Origin of the sequence: Streptomyces cavernae (assembly GCF_004023625.1) — a bacterium.
In the GTDB taxonomy this organism is placed as follows: domain Bacteria; phylum Actinomycetota; class Actinomycetes; order Streptomycetales; family Streptomycetaceae; genus Streptomyces; species Streptomyces cavernae.
Genome location: NZ_RPDJ01000006.1, coordinates 1 through 17,535 on the forward strand (window position 1 = coordinate 1; position 17,535 = coordinate 17,535).

9 protein-coding genes are annotated in these 17,535 nt (G+C 72.4%); 4 read left to right on the plus strand and 5 right to left on the minus strand.

What is annotated here, in order from left to right; genetic code table 11:
- Nucleotides 1-594: 594 nt before the first annotated feature.
- The gene (locus EF387_RS16490; RefSeq protein ID WP_128377333.1) at nucleotides 595-1,143 is read right to left on the minus strand and encodes a MarR family winged helix-turn-helix transcriptional regulator; all 549 of its coding nucleotides are present in this window, start codon (nucleotides 1,141-1,143) and stop codon (nucleotides 595-597) included.
- 124 nt (nucleotides 1,144-1,267) lie between these two features.
- Between EF387_RS16490 and EF387_RS16495 the strand changes: the two genes are divergently transcribed.
- Nucleotides 1,268-2,536 (plus strand): MFS transporter, encoded by a 1,269-nt coding sequence (locus EF387_RS16495; protein WP_128377635.1) that lies wholly within the window; start codon nucleotides 1,268-1,270, stop codon nucleotides 2,534-2,536.
- A 95-nt stretch (nucleotides 2,537-2,631) separates the two neighbouring features.
- Here EF387_RS16495 and EF387_RS16500 read toward each other — a convergent pair whose 3' ends face one another.
- Nucleotides 2,632-4,269 (minus strand): ATP-binding SpoIIE family protein phosphatase, encoded by a 1,638-nt coding sequence (locus tag EF387_RS16500; protein WP_128377334.1) that lies wholly within the window; start codon nucleotides 4,267-4,269, stop codon nucleotides 2,632-2,634.
- Nucleotides 4,270-4,402: 133 nt separating this feature from the next.
- Nucleotides 4,403-5,770, minus strand: a complete 1,368-nt coding sequence (locus tag EF387_RS16505) for an NAD(P)/FAD-dependent oxidoreductase (RefSeq protein WP_128377335.1) — start codon at nucleotides 5,768-5,770, stop codon at nucleotides 4,403-4,405.
- 372 nt (nucleotides 5,771-6,142) lie between these two features.
- Between EF387_RS16505 and EF387_RS16510 the strand changes: the two genes are divergently transcribed.
- A complete protein-coding gene (locus tag EF387_RS16510) occupies nucleotides 6,143-6,922 on the plus strand; it encodes a TetR/AcrR family transcriptional regulator (protein ID WP_128377336.1) in 780 nt (259 codons plus the stop codon).
- A gap of 363 nt (nucleotides 6,923-7,285) precedes the next feature.
- Nucleotides 7,286-9,724, plus strand: a complete 2,439-nt coding sequence (locus tag EF387_RS48360; protein ID WP_238431555.1) for a sigma-70 family RNA polymerase sigma factor — start codon at nucleotides 7,286-7,288, stop codon at nucleotides 9,722-9,724.
- Here the strand turns inward: EF387_RS48360 and EF387_RS16520 are convergent.
- Complete coding sequence (locus EF387_RS16520; protein WP_202918292.1) at nucleotides 9,608-13,225, minus strand: AfsR/SARP family transcriptional regulator; 3,618 nt, start codon at nucleotides 13,223-13,225, stop codon at nucleotides 9,608-9,610. The genes EF387_RS48360 and EF387_RS16520 overlap by 117 nt on opposite strands.
- A gap of 57 nt (nucleotides 13,226-13,282) precedes the next feature.
- Nucleotides 13,283-15,379 (minus strand): asparagine synthase-related protein, encoded by a 2,097-nt coding sequence (locus EF387_RS16525; protein WP_128377337.1) that lies wholly within the window; start codon nucleotides 15,377-15,379, stop codon nucleotides 13,283-13,285.
- 660 nt (nucleotides 15,380-16,039) lie between these two features.
- On the opposite strand from EF387_RS16525, the gene EF387_RS16530 reads away from it, so the two are divergent.
- The gene (locus EF387_RS16530; protein ID WP_128377338.1) at nucleotides 16,040-17,464 is read left to right on the plus strand and encodes an NsdA family TPR-like regulatory protein; all 1,425 of its coding nucleotides are present in this window, start codon (nucleotides 16,040-16,042) and stop codon (nucleotides 17,462-17,464) included.
- The last annotated feature ends 71 nt before the right edge of the window (nucleotides 17,465-17,535 follow it).

The window sequence follows — 17,535 nt, forward strand, 5'->3', positions numbered from 1 at the left end:
TCTCCGTGAATGCTTTCCGGGTCATCCCGGTCACACATCACGAGAGCGGAACCGCCGGGCGGAATAAGCCCGGCCGTTCACAGCGTCCTCGCTGTGTATTTCTTCAAAGGAACCTCGACCATCAATCGATGGACGGGGTATCAACATATCTGGCGTTGACTTTTGGCACGCTGTTGAGTTCTCAAGGAACGGACGCTTCCTTTGTACTCACCCGAGAGACTCTCTCGCGGCTTTCCTCCGGGCGCTTCCCTTCGGTCTTGCGTTTCCGACTCTATCAGATCCTTTCGGACCCGATTCCCAGTCGGACTGGGTTGTCTTTGCGGCCGCTGGGCCGTTCCGACGTCTCAAACCTTAGCGGATTCTCCCGGCGATTCATAATCGCCTCTGCAATCGCATCCACGGAATTGAATTCAGGCATGCCGAATTCGACCCCGTTGGGAGATCGTGCTGGTGGTTTGGTTTGCCGCTTGAGCGGCGGGAGTGCTGCCGCAGAACCGTTACGGCCCCGTGGCAACTCGAAGTACTTTACGGACTCAGCGGGGTGATGTCAACAACCCCTGACCTGCGACTTCGGACGGCCTCTCGGGCCGGGCTTCAGTCGAGGTCGCTGAGCCGCCCCCCTGCGTCCGGCTGGGAGTCCTCCACCCGGCGCAGCAGCCGGGTCAGGACCTCGCCCAGTGTGGTGCGTTCCACCGGAGTGAGGTCCTGGAGCAGGTCCTCTTCGAAGACGCTGGCCTTGCGCATCGCCTCGAGCCACTTCTCGCGGCCGCCCGTCGTCAGTTCAATGATGACTCGCACCCGGTTGTTCCCGTCGCGCTCCCGGGTCACGAGCCCCTCGGTCACCATGCGGTCGATGCGATGGGTCATCGCGGCCGGCGTCAGGCCGAGGCGCTTCGCGAGGTCACTGGGGCCCATGCGGTAGGGCGGGCCGGAGAGGACGAGGGCCTTGAGGACCTCCCACTCGGCGTTGCTGATACCGAGGTTGGCGGTCTGGCGGCCGTAGGCGACGTTCATCCGGCGGTTGAGGCGACCGAGGGCCGAGACGATCTTCTCCACCTGGGGATCGAGATCCTTGAACTCCCGCTGGTAGACCGCGATCTGCTCTTCGAGCGTCGGCTCCTCGACGCCAGGGGTGTCGCCCATGGCCGAAGTATGACATGCAGGCGCTTGGCGTCGAAGTCCTTCGAGGTGTACTGTTCAGAGTCTTAAGTTTTAGCTTCGAAGTCTTCAGACTTCAGTCCTGAGGAAGGTGAACGTGACGAGGGGGGTGGGCGCGGTGATGCGCCGGATTCATGTGGGCAACGGACTCAGTGCCTTCGGCCTCGGCTTCACCGTCCCGTATCTGTACGTCTATGTGGCACAGGTGCGGGACCTGGGTGCCATGACCGCGAGTCTCGTACTCGCCGTCTTCGCCGTGGCCGCGTTGATCGTGCTGCCTTTCGCCGGGCGGGCCATCGTCCGGCGCGGCCCCCTGCCGGTGCTGATCGCCGCCCTGCTCACGGCCGCCCTCGGTGCGCTCAGTCTGGGCGTGGCGAGCACAGCGGCGGCGGTGCTGCTGTCGGCGGGGGCGCTCGGTGCGGGGCAGGCCGTGATGCAGCCCGCGCTCGCGACGATGATCGTGGACTGCTCGCCGGCGGGCACCCGCTCGCGGGCCTTCGCGACGCAGTTCTTTCTGCAGAACCTCGGGCTCGGTGTGGGCGGTCTGATCGGCGGCCATCTTGTGGACGCCTCTCGCGCGAGCTCCTTCACGCTGCTGTTCGCGATCGAGGCGGCGATGTTCCTGGTGCTCGTCGTGATCATGGCAACGGTCCGGGTGCCGCAGGCACCGCGGATCGCGGGTTCGGTCACGAAGGGCAGGGGCAGCTGGCGTCAGCTGCTGAGGAACCGGGCCATGGTGCAGCTGTGTGTGCTGGGGTTCGTGCTGTTCTTCGCCTGCTACGGCCAGTTCGAGTCGGGACTCAGTGCGTACGGCGTCGAGGCGGCCGGGATATCCACCTCCGCGCTCGGTACGGCGCTGGCGGCGAACACCGCGGTGATCGTGGTGGCGCAGTTCGCGGTGCTGAGGTTCGTCGAGCGCCGCAGGCGCTCCCGGGTGATCGCCGCCGTCGGGCTGATCTGGGCCCTCGCCTGGCTGACCGCCGGATACGCGGGCCTGGCGAACGCCGGACAGACCATGGCGACCGCGGCGTTCGTGTCCACGTACGCGCTGTTCGGGCTCGGTGAGGCGATGCTGTCGCCGACCGTCGCCCCGCTGGTCGCCGATCTGGCACCGGACGGGATGGCGGGGCAGTACAACTCCGCCTTCGCCCTGGTGAAGCAGCTCGCGCTGGCCGTCGGGCCCGCGGTGGGCGGACCGCTGGGAGCCTCCCTGCACGCGCCGTACATCGTGACCTTCCTGCTCATGTCCCTGGGCATCAGCGTCCTGGCGATACGGCTGGGGCGGCAGCTGACATCCCTGCAGAACCAGCCGTCGTCGGCGCCCAGCCGTGTGGTGGCCCGGGGCGGGACACCGGCGGAGCTGTCGTCCCGCGCCTGACGGTCATCGCGTCCGGCGGACCGAGGGCAACCCGGTCCGGTCGGACGGCTCTCAGCAGGGTCGGCGCGAAAGCTCGTCAGCCGGGTCGCCGCCGCTCAGGTCTCCTTCGGCAACGCGAACTCGCACCACACGGCCTTGCCGCCGTCCGGCACCCGTCGTGCGCCCCAGTTGGAGGCGATCGTGGCGATGATGGCGATACCGCGGCCGTTCTCGTCGCCCGGTTCGGCCCTGCGGCGGCGCGGCAGGTGGTCGTCGCCGTCCGTCACCTCGATGATCAGCCGGCGGTCGGTGCGGCGCAGGCGCAGCCGCATCGGCGGGGTGCCGTGCTGCAGGGAGTTGGCTACCAGTTCACTGGCCGCGAGGACACCCAGGTCATGGAGCTCCCTGGGGAAGCGCCAGCTCGTCAGGACGCCGGAGGCGAAGGCACGCGCGCGGGGTGCCGCTTCCACACCGCCGAGCAGTTCCAGGGCGGCGTTGCGGAAGAGTTCTCCGTCGGGGCCGGTGCGGGCCGGGTGCTGGAGGACGAGGACGGCGACGTCGTCGTCGTGGTCGGCCTTGACGCCCGCCGCCCGGACCAGTCGGTCGCAGACCACCTGGGGTGTGCCGGTGGCGTCGACGAGGGCGTGCTCCAGGGCGGCGATCCCCTCGTCGAGGTCCTCGTCGCGGCGCTCGACCAGGCCGTCGGTGTAGAGGACCGCGGTGGAGCCGGGGCCGAGCGGCACGGAACCCGAGGTGTGCATCCAGCCGCCGGTGCCGAGCGGCGGTCCGGTGGGTTCGTCGGCGCGCAGGACATGGCCGGTCTCGTCCCGCACCAGGATCGGGAGGTGGCCGGCGGACGCGTAGACCAGGCGGCCCTCGTTGGGGTCGTGGACGGCGTAGACGCAGGTGGCGATCTGGTTGGCGTCGATCTCCGCGGCCAGGCCGTCCAGCAGTTGCAGCACCTCGTGCGGCGGCAGGTCCAGGCGGGCGTACGCGCGGACCGCGGTGCGCAGTTGGCCCATGACGGCCGCGGCGCGCACCCCGCGCCCCATGACGTCGCCGATGACGAGGGCCGTGCGACCACCGCCGAGGGTGATCACGTCGTACCAGTCGCCGCCGACCGCTGTCTCCGTACCTCCGGGGTGGTACGTGGCCGCGATGCGCAGGTCGTCGGGCTGCTCCAGTTCCTGCGGCAGCAGGGAGCGTTGAAGGGTGACGGCGGTCTCGCGCTGGGTGCGCTCGCTGGCGCGCAGCCGTTCGGCGGCCTCGGCGTGGTCGGTGACGTCGGCGGCGAAGATCAGGACACCTTCACCCTCAAGGGTGACGGGGGTGCAGGTGAAGGTGTACGAGCGCCCGTCGGGCGCCTTGCGCGACTTGACGGTGCGGGGCTTGGCGCTGCGCAGGACCTGGTCGAGCAGCGGGAGCAGGCCGAGGGTCCGGAGTTCGGGGAGTGCCTCGCGGGCGGGCGCGCCGGGCGGTCGGACGCCGAAGGCCGCCGCATAGGCGTCGTTGACGTAGGCGATGCGGTGCTCGGGGCCGTGCACCAGGGCGACGAGGGCGGGGATGCGGTCGAGGACCTCGCGGACCGGCAGGTTCTCGACCATGGGGCCGAGCGATTCGTCGCCGGTCAGCTGTTCGGCGCGGGCGGCGGGTACGGAGTCCACTCGTGGTGCCGGGGAGACGCCGTGGTCGGTCCGCGCTGCGGCGCGGCGCTGCGTTCCGGGGAGCCGGGCGCTCCAGCGCGTGAAGTTCACTGTGGGACAAGCCTCGTGGAGGTCAAGGGGCGGGCGATTCAACATGCGGCCCGCCCATGGTCAGGGACCAGTCTGGCCGACCGGAACGGCATCCGTCAGACGTCGCGTGTTACGGCGGAGTTCCGAGCTCCGGTCAGGACGACCCCTTCGGGTGGTGCGGGGGCTTTCCACCGGCCGCAAGTTCGAACTCCGCACGGGGATGTTCGAGTGAGCCCAGGGAAACGATCTCCCGTTTGAACAGACCCGACAGCGTCCATTCGGCGAGCACGCGGGCCTTGCGGTTGAAGGTCGGCACCCGGCTGAGGTGGTAGACGCGGTGCATGAACCAGGCGGGATAGCCCTTGAGTTTGCGCCCGTAGACGTGTGCGACGCCCTTGTGCAGCCCCAGCGAGGCCACGGAGCCGGCGTAGGAGTGGGCGTAGGTCTCGAGCGGTTGGCCGTGCAGTGAGCGGGCGATGTTGTCGCCGAGGGTCTTGGCCTGGCGGACCGCGTGCTGGGCGTTGGGCGCGGTCTCTCTGCCGGGCTCGCCGGCGGTGACGTCGGGGACGGCGGCGGCGTCGCCGGCGGCCCACGCGTGTTCTACGCCCTCGATGGTCAGCTCGGCGGTGCACTTGAGGCGGCCGCGCTCGTTCAGCGGCAGATCGCTGGCGGCGAGGATGGGGTGCGGTTTCACGCCGGCGGTCCACACGACCGTGCGGGTCGGGAAGCGGGCTCCGTCGCTGAGGACGGCGATCCGGTCCTCGCAGGACTCCAGGCGGGTCTCCAGCCGGACGTCGATGTTGCGGCGGCGCAGTTCGCGGACGGTGTAGCGGCCCATCTCCTCGCCCACCTCGGGCAGGATGCGGTCGCTGGCCTCGACGAGGATCCACTTCATGTCGGCGGGCGTGACGTTGTGGTAGTAGCGCGCGGCGTAGCGGGCCATGTCCTCCAGTTCGCCGAGCGCCTCGACGCCCGCGTAGCCGCCGCCGACGAAGACGAAGGTCAGCGCCGCGTCACGGATGGCGGGGTCGCGGGTGGAGGAGGCGATGTCCATCTGTTCGATGACGTGGTTGCGCAGGCCGATGGCCTCCTCGACGGTCTTGAAGCCGATCGCGTACTCGGCGAGACCGGGGATCGGGAGGGTGCGCGAGATGGAGCCGGGCGCGAGGACCAGTTCGTCGTAGGTCATCCGGATCGAGCCGGTGCCCTCCTCTTCGGTGGCGAGCGTGGTGAGGGTCGCGGTGCGCTTGGCGTGGTCGATGGCGGTGGCCTCGCCGATCAGGATCCGGCACTGGTCGAGGACGCGGCGCAGCGGTACGACGACGTGACGTGGCGAGATCGAGCCGGCGGCCGCTTCCGGCAGGAACGGCTGATAGGTCATGTACGGGTCGGGTGTGACCACGACGATCTCCACCTCGCCGCTCCTCAGCTCCGCTTTGAGCTTCCGCTGGAGCCGCAGCGCGGTGTACATCCCGACGTAGCCGCCGCCGACCATGAGAATGCGCACAGGTTCCTTCACCATCCCATGACGCACCCGGCTCCGGCGTTTGTCCACAGTCCCGGCAATTTGTGTGACCGGAACTCTTCGGTCCACAGGGTTGGCCGAATCTCCCAAGCTCCGGAAAAATCCGCAGGTCAGTCGGGATGTGGGGGGTATGGAGATTGGCGCAATCGGGACACATGCGGCTCGTGGTCCGATCGGGGGGCACGCCGTGCGGAACCTGCCCCTTCTGAATTGACCCTGGCTCAACTATGTTCGTGTGTCGTCGGAGTGTAGGGGGATGCACTCGGCGGGTTCGGGGGACGGGCCTGCACGCAATGCATGATCCGCGTGCTCCGACTTCCAATGGCGGGGAGAGTCTCCGGGGGGAGACGTCATTACCGGGGGAACGTTATGCACATTCAGGACACTCATTGGTCGTCCGCATCCACGCTCGGTTCCGGCACGGCACTCGGTTCCGGGGCAACGGTCGGTACGACGAGCATGAACGGCCGGGACGGCTCACGCAGCACACCGCTGCGCGTCGACGCCCAGCGCAACCTCGAGCACGTACTGCGCGCGGCACGGGAGGTCTTCGGCGAGCTGGGATACGGCGCGCCGATGGAGGACGTGGCACGCCGGGCCCGGGTCGGGGTCGGCACGGTCTACCGGCGCTTCCCGAGCAAGGACGTGCTGGTGCGGCGGATAGCCGAGGAGGAGACCTCTCGGCTGACCGACCAGGCACGGGCGGCGCTCGGTCAGGAGGACGAGCCGTGGTCGGCGCTCTCGCGTTTCCTGCGGACGTCGGTCGCCTCGGGCGCGGGGCGGCTGCTGCCGCCGCAGGTGCTGCGGGTCGGCGTCGCCGACGACTCGGTGGCCGTACGGGACGAGACGCGGGTCGCGCCGCACCGGCCCGCCGGGCCGGAACTGCGGCTGGTCGAACAGCGGACACCGTCGAGCGAGGAGGGGGTGGTCGCGGACGACGCGGGCGCGGCCGAGCTGCTCGAGGTCGTCGGCCGGCTCGTCGACCGGGCCCGGGCGGCGGGCGAACTGCGTCCGGACGTCACGGTGTCCGACGTCCTGCTGGTGATCGCCACGGCGGCGCCGTCGCTGCCGGACGCGGCGCAGCAGGCGGCGGCCTCGGCGCGGTTGCTGGACATCCTGCTGGAGGGCCTGCGCTCGCGGCCGTCCTGACCGTCGGCTCCGGGTGGGCACCGCAGCGACCACACCGGCCACACGGAGCACGGGCCGGGGGGGGCCCCCGGGGCGGGGGGGGCCCCGCCCCCCCCCCCCCCCCCCCCCGGGGGGGGGCCCCCCCCCCCCCCCCCCGGGGGGCCCCCCCCGGCCCTGCTCCGTGCGTCTCCATGGGCTCCTCTGTTCGAGCGATGCCAAGCGCGGTCGGGCAGGGAGAGGCTCCACCAACGGGTGAATCACACGCACCGCAGGGCGGAGCCGCTCGGACGAGTGGTTGGCCCGTTCGGGCGAGGGGATGCCGGGGAATCGTATGGCAGTCTTTCCCGGTGTTCGGGTCGTATGTGCAGGCAGGGGCTGTCCTCGATGGGCGTTGACGGGCGGGAGGAGTCGCAGGAGGAGGCGCTCTGCGTCCCCGGGGCCGTAGGGCGGGCGCCGAGACCGGGCGCCTCGGGCATCTCGGCCGACGACGGCATCGTGACCGTCCCCGCACAGCGCGAGGGACGTACGGAACATGTGCCGCCGCCGTCGGACGGCGACCTGATCGAGCGGATGCGGTCTGGCGACGACACGGCGTACGAGGAGCTGTACCGGCGCCACGAGGGCGCGGTGCGCCGCTACGCGCACACCTGTTGCCGTGACGCGCACACGGCCGACGACCTCACCGCCGAGGTCTTCGCCCGCATGTTGCAGGCGGTGCGCGGCGGCTCGGGCCCCAAGCACGCCGTGCGCGCGTATCTGCTCACCTCCGTACGACGCGTCGCGGCGCACTGGACGACGTCCGCGAAGCGCGAGCAACTGATCGACGACTTCGCGGTCTTCGCCGCCCAGTCCACGCGCGACTGCCCCGACGACGGCCGGCTCGGCCCCGGCGCGGACGTACGCGCACCGGGCGCGGACGTGCGTGCGATGCACGCCGCCGAGAAGTCCCTGGCCATGCGGGCGTTCCGTTCGCTGCCGGAGCGCTGGCAGGCCGTGCTGTGGCACACCGAGGTCGAGGACGAGTCGCCGAGCGAGGTCGCCACCCTGTTCGGCCTGGACGCCAACGGAACGCGCGTGCTCGCCAGCCGGGCCCGCGAGGGTCTCAAGCAGGCCTATCTCCAGGCCCACGTCAGCGCCGCCCTCGCCACCGACGCGGACTGCGCCGGCTACGCCGACCGGCTCGGCGCCTACGCCCGCGGCAGCCTGCGCACCCGAGCAGAGCGGGGACTGCGCAAGCACCTGGCGGAGTGTGCCAAGTGCCGGCTGGCGGCGCGCCAGATCGAGGACGTGGCCGTGGGGATCCCTGCTGTGGTACCGATCGCGGTGATCGGCTGGTTCGGCACCGCCGGGTACGGAAAGGTCGCGGCACTCGTCGGCGGTTCCGTGGGCGCGGTGGCCGGGGGCGCGGTGAGCGGGGGCGCGGTGAGCGGGGCAGCAGCCGGCGGCACGGCGGCCGGCGGCGCGGTGACCGGAAGCGGCGGCGCGGTGACCGGAAGCGCGGCAGCAGGCGGCACGGCGGCCGGAAGCGCGGCGGTCGGCGGCACAGCGGCCGGAAGCGCGGCAGCCGGCGGCGCGGGTGTCTGTGTTGTGCCGGGCGGTGGTCCCGCCGTGGCGGGCGGCCGGTCGCTGATCTCGCAAGGGCTGGGAATCCCCGCGAAGGCGGGGGTGGCGGCGAGCGTCGTGGCGGTGACCGCCGCCGCGATGGTGCTTTCGCTGGCGACCAGGGACAGTCCCCCGGGGCGAGCGCACGCCGGGCCGCCGGTGACGCAGCCGGACGGACCCGGACGGGCCCGGCTCCCGCTGCCGCCCAGGAGGAACCCCGAGGCAGCACGGGAGAAGTCCGACGCCGGACGTGCGGAGCGCGGACCGAGCGACTTATCGGCGCCCTGTGCGACGGAGCGGGTTCGCGCCCCCGCGGCGGCACGGCCGCTGCCTCCGGGACCGTCCGCTTCGGTGGTCTCCGACCGGAACGGGCGGGGACTCGCTCCCACCAGACACGTCACCGGGCGGGGGAAGCTGCTCGCTGAAAACGGTCGGGCACCGGCCGGGCACGGCGAACCGGCCGCGAAGCCGAAGTCCGTCCACGGGACCGGTGAGGACGCCCCCGAAGTCGTCGAGAACTCCTCCGAGGTCGGTGGGGACACCACCGAGGTGGGCTCACCCGCGGGCGGTGAGGACACCCCTGCGGCGGGCAAGGCGCGTCGCGGCCCGTCGATCGCCGAAGGTGCGGGGGCTGCCGGGGCTGCCGGGGCCCCGGGCAGGCCCGAGGGCGACTGCCCCTCGCCCGGCGGCGCATCGGCCGCCGACGGCGATGCGGGCCACGACCACGGCCGGGACCGTTCCCCCGCCGGGAAGCGGAAGAAGGACCGGAACGGACGGTCCCCGCTGGTCGAGGGCGGCGGACCGGCCGTCCCCCAGGTCAAGGACGGCGGCCCGCGGGCCCCGCACCCGAAGAAGGGAGCGGCCCCGCACCCGAAGAAGAAAGCGGTCCCCCACCCGAAGAAGGGGGCCCCGAACCGGAAGAAGGGGGCGGCCCCGCGCCCTGAGAAAGGGGCCCCGCGCCCGAAGAAGAAAGACGGTGCACCCGCGCTCCCGCCGCCCGTCGGCCGTGAGGGTCGCAAGCCGCCCGGAGGCGGGGGCTCCACTCGCGCCCCACGCCCCGGGCCGGATCCGGCGACGCGGCCCGGCGAGACGAAATCGAAGGGTTCAGCCGTCCGCGGCCGGGACCGCGGAAGGAAGCCGAGCGAGACGTCCGTCGATCTCCCGCAGCACGTCGCCGGTGGCAAGGGCGGCTCCCGCCGCGCGCTCGGCCTCGAACCGTGAGCGTCCCAGCGCCGTGATCGCGGCCTCCTCGGCTCTCCGGAGCGCCCTGCGCTGGGGCATCGGGAGCGGGTGGCCGTCCCGCCGAGCGGTCGCGGCGGCCAGCAGCCGGCTCGCGCGCGCATGGTCACCGAGGCGGCTGAGGATCTGCACGGCACCGTCGACCAGCCCCGCCGTGATCACATCCGAGCAGCGGCTCTCGACCGCCTCGCTCAGCGCGTCCCTCATCTGCGCCAGCGCTCGCTCCGGCTGCGACTCGGCGGCCGTGATCAGCGCGCCCAGCCCGTTCAGCCCTGCGATGAACTGCGGCGGCGGTGTGCCTCGTACGAGTTCGGCCCGCGCCTGGTCACACAGCTCACGGGCCCGGGCGATCTGCCCGTCGTCCAAGGCCAGCTGGGCGTGCATCAGCCGGACGAAGGCCCGGGAGTCCGCCACGCCATGACGCTCCGCCGCCGCGCTCGCCTCGTCCAGCGCGGTCAGCGCACCGTCCCGGTCGCCCGCGTAGTACGCCATCTCGGCGAGGCGGGCCAGCAGGATCGGTGCCTCGGCGAGCGCGCCCACCTCGTAGGCGAGCCGGAGCGCCTCCTCGTACTCCGTCTTCGCCTCGTCGAAGCGACCGTGTGCCAACGCCACCTCTCCGGCCGTTCCGCACACCTGCGCGCGCAACCAGCGGTCTCCGGTCCTGGCGCTGATGGCCCGCAGTTCGGCCACGTCGTCGTCCACTCCGTGCGCACCGCCCGGCGTGGTGTCCATGGCCATGTGGGTACGGAACATCAGGCTGACGCCGACACTCCAGTCGTCTCCGTGGCGGCGGCAGTTCTCGATCGCGGCGTCGACGAGCGGCCGGACAGCCGTCGGGCCGTCCAGGATGTACGCGGTCAGTGGCCACATCAGTCCCGGAAACCTGGCCGAGTCCGGTCCCTGCCGCTCGAAAGCCGCCCGTACGCGCCCGACGTACTCCCGCGCCCGTGCGTCCTCCGGCACCCCGATCGCACCCGCCTCTGCGACCAGGAAGAGATGCAGCAGCCGCAGCTGCATACGCGCCCGGTACCGGGGGTGCGAGACGGGCTCGGGATGGTCGAGGAAGGCGTTCATCGCGGCGAACCCGCCGAACGATGTCGCGGAGACGTTCCCCGCATCCGGCGACCGCGGTCCCGCTTCCGCCTGTGGGCCCGGCACCGCACCCGCGTCCGACCCGGTCCTCGCGTCCGGCGCCGGATTCCGCTCCCGCTCCAGCGGCCGTCCGTCCCGGGCGGCCGCGTCCGCGTCAGCTCCCAGGAGCAGGATCTGGTTCACCCACTCCGTGGCCTCCCGGCGGAAATTGCGCAGCCACCAGAACCACCCCGTGGCGAGGGCGAGTTGGGCCGCCGTCTGCTCGTCGCCGGAGGACGTCGCGCGCAGCAGGGCGGTGCGGATGTTGTCCAGCTCCCTCTCCAGGCGCTGGATCCAAGGGAGTTGGTCGGCCGAACGCAGTCGGGGATCGGCCTCCTCCACCAGGGCGAGGACCCAGTCGCGGTGCCGCCGCTCGGCCGCGGTACGCAGCTCTGGGACCTCGGCCGCGCGCTCGGTGGCGTACTCGTGGATCGTCTCCAGCATGCTGTAGCGCATACCGCTCCGCCCGCGCTCGCACGGGGCCGCCACGATCAGGGACTTGTCGACGAGCGCACCCAGGAGGTCGGCCGCGGGACCGCTGCACACCGCCTCAGCCGCCGTGAGGTCCCAGCCGCCGGCGAACACGGAGACCTCGCGCAGCGCCGTCCGCTCCCGCTCGTCGAGCAGGTCCCAGGACCAGTCGACGACCGCGCGGAGCGTCTGCTGGCGGGGCAGCACCGTACGGCTCCCGGAGGTGAGCAGCCGGAAGCGGTCGTCGAGCCGGTCGGCGATCTGCCGTGGGGTGAGCAACCGCAGCCGCGCGGCGGCGAGTTCGATGGCCAGGGGCAGACCGTCGAGCCGGCGGCAGATCTCGTCGACCGCCTCCGGGTCGTGGAGTTCCCCGGCGTCGGGACGGACCGCCGCCGCGCGCTCCATGAACAGCCGGTGCGCCGAGTCGGGTCGCAGGGGCTCGACCGGGCGCACGCTCTCGCCTGGCACGCCCAGGGGTTCCCGGCTGGTGGCGAGGACGGTGAGGCCGGGGCAGTGCGTCAGCAGTGTCTCGGCGAGTTCGGCCGCCGCGTCGATGACGTGTTCGCAGTTGTCGAGGATCAGCAGGTGGCTGCGCGGGGCGCAGTACTCGACGAGCAGGGCGATCGGGTCGTCCTGTGGAACGGCCAGGTCGCCTGTCATCAGCACGGTCTCGCGCAGGCCGAGGGCGCTGACGACCGCATCCGTCACCGCCTCCGGACGGTCGAGCGGGGCCAGTTCGACCAGCCATGCCTGCTCCAGCACGGCGGCGGCTTCCTCGGCGAGGCGGGTCTTCCCCGAGCCGCCCGGTCCGGTGAGCGTGACGAGGCGGGCTTTGCGCAGGTCTGAGCGGATGGCGGCGAGTTCGGGTTCCCGGCCCACGAAAGAGGTAAGCCGCGGACGGAGGTTGCCGTTCCGCCGGGCCGCCGGACCCGCGTCGGAGCCCCACGTCGGCGTGACGCCGCCGCTCCGCCGTTGACGGGGCCCGGCCCCGTCAACCGTTGTACTGGGGCGCGTTGTCCGGGGCCGGGCTTCGGGGGGCCGTGCTTCCGAAGACCGTGCTGCCAGAGGCCGTGATCCCAGGAACCGCGCTTCCGGGGACCGTACTGCCAGGGGCCGTGCTTCCAGAGACCGCGCCTCCGGGGACCGCGCCTCCGGAAGCCGTGCCTCCGGGCGGAGCAACTCCGCGTGCAGTGCCCGTAGTTCCGGCCCGGGGTCCGTGCCGAAGGTGTCGGCGAGGGTCCGGCGCAGTTCCTCGTAGGCGCCGAGGGCGTCCGCGGTGCGGCCCGTCGTGTGGAGGGCCCGGATGAGGAGGGCGTGCAGCGGTTCGTCGTACGGGTGTGTCGCGGTGTGTTCCATCAACTCCGGTATGACCTCGTGGGCTCGGCCGCAGAGCAGGTCGGCCGCGACCCGGTCCCTGATCGCCTCCAGGCGCAGTGCCTCGGGACGGGCGGCCGCCGTGCGGTCGGGGAGGTCGGCCAGGGCGGGCCCGTACCAGAGGCCGAGGGCTTCGCGCAGGGTGCGGGCCGCTGCCTCGGGGGCGCCGGCGACCAGGGCGGCCCTGCCGTCACGGGCGAGGCGTTCGAAACGGTGGAGGTCCACGTCTTCGGGCTGGGCGGCGAGGCGGTAACCGCCCGGTTCCGAGGTGATGGCGTCCTTGCCGAGGGCCCTGCGGAGGCGGCCGATCAGGGCCTGGAGGGCGGCGGGGGCGTCGTGCGGCGGGCTGTCGGGCCACACCTCGTCGATAAGTGTCTGCCGGCCCGCGGTGTGGTTCGCCCGCTGGGCGAGGGCCGTGAGCAGAGCGCGCAGCCGGGGCCCTCCCACCCCGACGGGAGCCCCCCGCTCATCCTCGGCCCGGGCCACCCCCAGGATCCTGTACCGCACCCACCCATTGTCCCCGTCGCGCACCGCGCCACACGCAGGCGGCCTGTCCCCGCCCGGTCAAACCCTCCGCGCCCCCGCGCCCAACGCCCCCCGCCGAGGCGTGATGCCCGCCGGAACGGCCCGAGCCCGCGCCGGCATCCCCGTCCAGCACGTCCCCCGCCGCGCCAGCAAACGCTGCAACCACAGCTCCAGCGACACCAGATCCGCCAGCCCGTCCAGTGGCAGCGCCTCCCCCTCCGCCGCGCCCCGCAGCGCCTTGCGCACCACCCGGGCCTCGACCAGCCCCGCCTGTGCCAGCAACGGCGTGTCGAACAGAGCTATCAGGGTGTCCACCGACATCCGCAGTCCGGCCCGCGCCGCGGCCGCGGACGAGGCGTTGGAGGGCGCGCCCCACCCAGGGGGGAGTTCGCCGACGCCCGCCCCCTCCAGGACCGTGCGGAGGATCACCGCGCGCGCCCCGGGCCGCACCCGCAGGGCCTCGGGCAGCGCCCGGGAGGCCCGCACGACCTGGTTGTCGAGGAACGGCGCGTGCAGCCGCTGGAAGCGGATCTCCGCGGCCTGCTCCAGGACGCGGAGGTCTCCGGCGTGCCGGGCCAGCGCGGCACGGGCGCGGAAGTCGCCGGGGCGCTGTCCGGGACCCACCACGGGACGATCCAGCGCGCTGTGCAGACGAACCGATACTTCGGCCAGCGCCTCCCCGGTCAGCCAGCGCGCCGCGGGCCCGGGTCTGCCCCAGGTGAGCGCGGCCAGTGACGCCCCGACGGCGCCTCCGGGCTCGTCGAGCCGCTGGTGGAGCAACCGGTCGGCGAGTGTGTCGATCCCGGTCTTGTAGGGCGTGCGCGCCAGTTTGCGTGCGGCCGCGTAGACGCGCGCGGGCACCATGACGGAGCCACCCTCGGCCTTCGCCAGCGCGGCGACGGGGCGCACGAGGTGGCGGCGTTGGCGGTCCATGAGGAGGTCGGCGAGGCGGGCGGGGTGCGCGTCGAGGACCTGCCGGGCGCCGTAGCCGGTGAAGTGGTCGGCGCTTCCGGAGGCGAGCCGGGCCCGGTGCCGGGCGGCGGTCACCAGGGAAGGGCCCGGTTCGTCGGTGAGCGGGCCCTCCAACTCGGCGTAGGGGAGCGTCTCCTCGCCCCCGGCGACGACCACGTGGTGGAGCCGGGGGTTGGCGGCGAGGGAGCCTGCGCGCTCGAGTTCCGCTTCCCGGCCGCGTACGGCCAGGTCGTTGAAGGTGACCGCGAGGAGGCGTTCACCGGCGCCCGTGCCGTGCCCGAGGACCGTGCCCGGCATTCCGGGCAGACCGGCGGCGAGCAGGGCGAGGGTGCCGGAGGCGGGTCCGCCGGAGAGGTCGGCTCCGATGCCGGGGACGGGCATCCCGCGCGCGGCGCGCCGCTCGGCGGGTCCCATGCCGGGCACCGGCCCGGGGTCGATGTCGGCTCCGGGCACGTGCCGGGGCGCGGCGAGCCGGGCCCGTACGGCCTCCACCAGGGCGTCGCGTATGGCGTCCACGGCGCTGTCGGCGTCGGCGGGAGGTGCGGCGACGGCGAGGGAGGCGACGGGTTCGTATCCGGCGATCTCCCGGGCGCCGTTGCGCAGGATCAGCGCGTGTCCCGGGGGGATGCGGCGCACCCCGTCGTACGGGGTCGAGTCGTGCAGGGCGGCCGGCACCTCGGGGGCGGCGAGCAGGGCCGCGAGATGGCCGAAGTCGAGGTTCGCCTCGATGAGGTCGGCGAGGGGGAGCGCGGCGGTGGCATAGGCCGTGCCACCCGCCCACGGCGTGTAGAAGACGGGCCGGGCACCTGCGAGGTCGCCGCAGACGGTGATCCTCCGGCCGACCTGGACGACGGCCGTGTAGCTGCCGGCCCAGGCGGTCAGATGCCGCAGTGCGCCTCCCCTGGCGGCGAACAGGCCCACGCGCAGCTCTTCGTCGGAGGCGCCGCAGATGCCGAGGACCGCTATGCGGGTCTGCTCGTCGGCCCTGACGACGCGGACCTCGTCGGGCCGCCAGTCGCCGACCGCCCACAGCGGATCGGGGTCGCCCCACAGCAGTTGGGAACCCACCGGGTGCACCGTCTCGCCATCGCTCCCGGTGGCGCCGGCCGCACCGATCACGGGCGCCTGCGCGGCGGTACTGCTCCACCCCACCAACCACCGCATCGCCGCCTCCACAGGCTGTGGACAACCAGTGCACCGTACGAACTGGGCACCATGCTGCCACGAAGGAAGCGGACGGGAGGGGCGGTGGCGCCCCTTGCGCTCCCCGGAGTGCGCCCCTTGGGAGATGCCCCCGATCGGGACGAGGCACGCGTGGGACATCGCAACTGCGACGTGAATGCGCCCCTGATACGCCCCCTGTGAACACCCAACGCGCCGTCAAGTGGCGTGGTGAGAGGGCCAATTGGCATCGTTTGGAGGGGTTGATTTTCGGCCAAATCAGCAGAAGGAGCCCGGATTCGAACACGCTCCGTACCGGCTCCGCGCAGCGCACAGTCCGGGAGGCGGGACTCGCCTCCCGGACTGGTCCGCCGCCCGCGGGGATTGAGGCGGCGGTGTCCCCCAGCCCACTGGATCCAGTACAGCGGGCCGACCCACGCAAGAGCAATCGAAGCGCTCCACTCGTGGCCGGAGAAGAGCGCACGGACGGGCGCACGGCCACACAGCGGGAGCACGCCGCAACACTCCGTACTTCCGCACGGACCACAATCTCGCCATCCGGAACTATGCCTCTTAACGGTTGGGATGCAGCGAACTACGCTGGGTTTACGAATGCCGCGTGGTTATGCCAGAGCGGCAGCCGTCTGTGTCGAGGGGTGGCGCATGTCCAGGGAGCAACGCGGGCCGAACGAAAAACTCGGCGCCGTTCTCGCCCTCGCGGGAATCAGCAACGCAGGCCTCGCCCGTCGCGTCAACGACCTTGGCGCACAGCGCGGTCTGACACTTCGCTACGACAAGACCTCGGTGGCGCGCTGGGTGTCGAAGGGCATGGTGCCGCAGGGTGCGGCCCCGCACCTCATCGCGGCCGCCATCGGGCAGAAACTCGGCCGCCCGGTACCGCTCCACGAGATCGGACTGGCGGACGCGGATCCCGCACCGGAGGTCGGCCTCGCCTTCCCCAGGGACGTCGGTCAGGCGGTGAAGTCGGCCACCGAGCTGTACCGCCTCGACCTCGCCGGGCGCCGGGCCGGCGGCGGCGGCATATGGCAGTCGCTCGCCGGATCGTTCGCGGTGAGCGCGTACGCAACGCCCGCGTCACGTTGGCTGATAACCCCGGCCGACAGTTCGGTGGCGCGTGACGTGGGGCCCGCCGAGGGCAGCGGTTCGCCGCTGAAAGTCGGCCACAGCGATGTGCTGAAGCTCCGCGAGGCCGCCGAGGACGCCCGGCGCTGGGACTCCAAGTACGGCGGTGGCGACTGGCGTTCGTCGATGGTCCCCGAGTGCTTGAGGGTCGAGGCGGCGCCACTGCTGCTGGGCTCCTACTCGGACGAGGTGGGCCGGGCGCTGTTCGGTGCGAGCGCCGAACTCACCAGGCTCGCCGGCTGGATGGCTTTTGACACGGGTCAACAGGAGGCCGCCCAGCGCTACTACATCCAGGCGCTGCGGCTGGCCCGCGCGGCCGCGGACGTGCCCCTCGGCGGCTATGTCCTCGCCTCCATGTCGCTCCAGGCCACCTATCGCGGTTTCGGCGACGAGGGCGTCGACCTCGCGCAGGCCGCCGTGGAACGCAACCGGGGCCTGGCGACGGCCCGCACCATGAGTTTCTTCCGCCTCGTCGAGGCACGCGCGCACGCGCGTGCCGGTGACGCACAGGCGGCCGGAGGGGCCCTGCGGGCCGCCGAGAGCTGGCTGGAGCGGGCCCGCGACGGCGACAACGACCCGTCCTGGCTCGGCTTCTACTCCTACGACCGGTTCGCCGCCGACGCCGCCGAGTGCTACCGCGACCTCAAGGCCCCGCGCCAGGTGCGGCGCTTCACCGAGCAGGCGCTGTCGAAGCCGACGGAGGAGTTCGTACGCTCCCACGGCCTGCGCCTGGTGGTGTCGGCGGTCGCCGAGCTGGAGTCGGGCAACCTGGACGCGGCGTGCGAGCAGGGCGTACGGGCGGTGGAGGTCGCCGGGCGCATCTCCTCGGCGCGCACCACCGAGTACGTGAAGGACCTCCTGCACCGGCTGGAGCCGTACGGCGACGAACCACGCGTGGTGGAGCTGCGGGAGCGGGCCAGGCCTCTGCTCATGGCTCCGGCTTAGGGGTCCCGTGGCTCGGGCGCGGGGGTATCCATGGCCCGGGCTCGGGGTGCCCATGGTTCGGGCGCAGGGTA

Bases quoted from the DNA above. Each gene is read 5' to 3' on its own strand.
- EF387_RS16525 (WP_128377337.1), bottom strand. From the start codon at position 15,379: ATGCGGTGGTTGGTGGGGTGGAGCAGTACCGCCGCGCAGGCGCCCGTG.
- EF387_RS16505 (WP_128377335.1), bottom strand. From the start codon at position 5,770: ATGGTGAAGGAACCTGTGCGCATTCTCATGGTCGGCGGCGGCTACGTC.
- EF387_RS48360 (WP_238431555.1), top strand. From the start codon at position 7,286: ATGGGCGTTGACGGGCGGGAGGAGTCGCAGGAGGAGGCGCTCTGCGTC.
- EF387_RS16510 (WP_128377336.1), top strand. From the start codon at position 6,143: ATGCACATTCAGGACACTCATTGGTCGTCCGCATCCACGCTCGGTTCC.
- EF387_RS16490 (WP_128377333.1), bottom strand. From the start codon at position 1,143: ATGGGCGACACCCCTGGCGTCGAGGAGCCGACGCTCGAAGAGCAGATC.
- EF387_RS16530 (WP_128377338.1), top strand. From the start codon at position 16,040: ATGTCCAGGGAGCAACGCGGGCCGAACGAAAAACTCGGCGCCGTTCTC.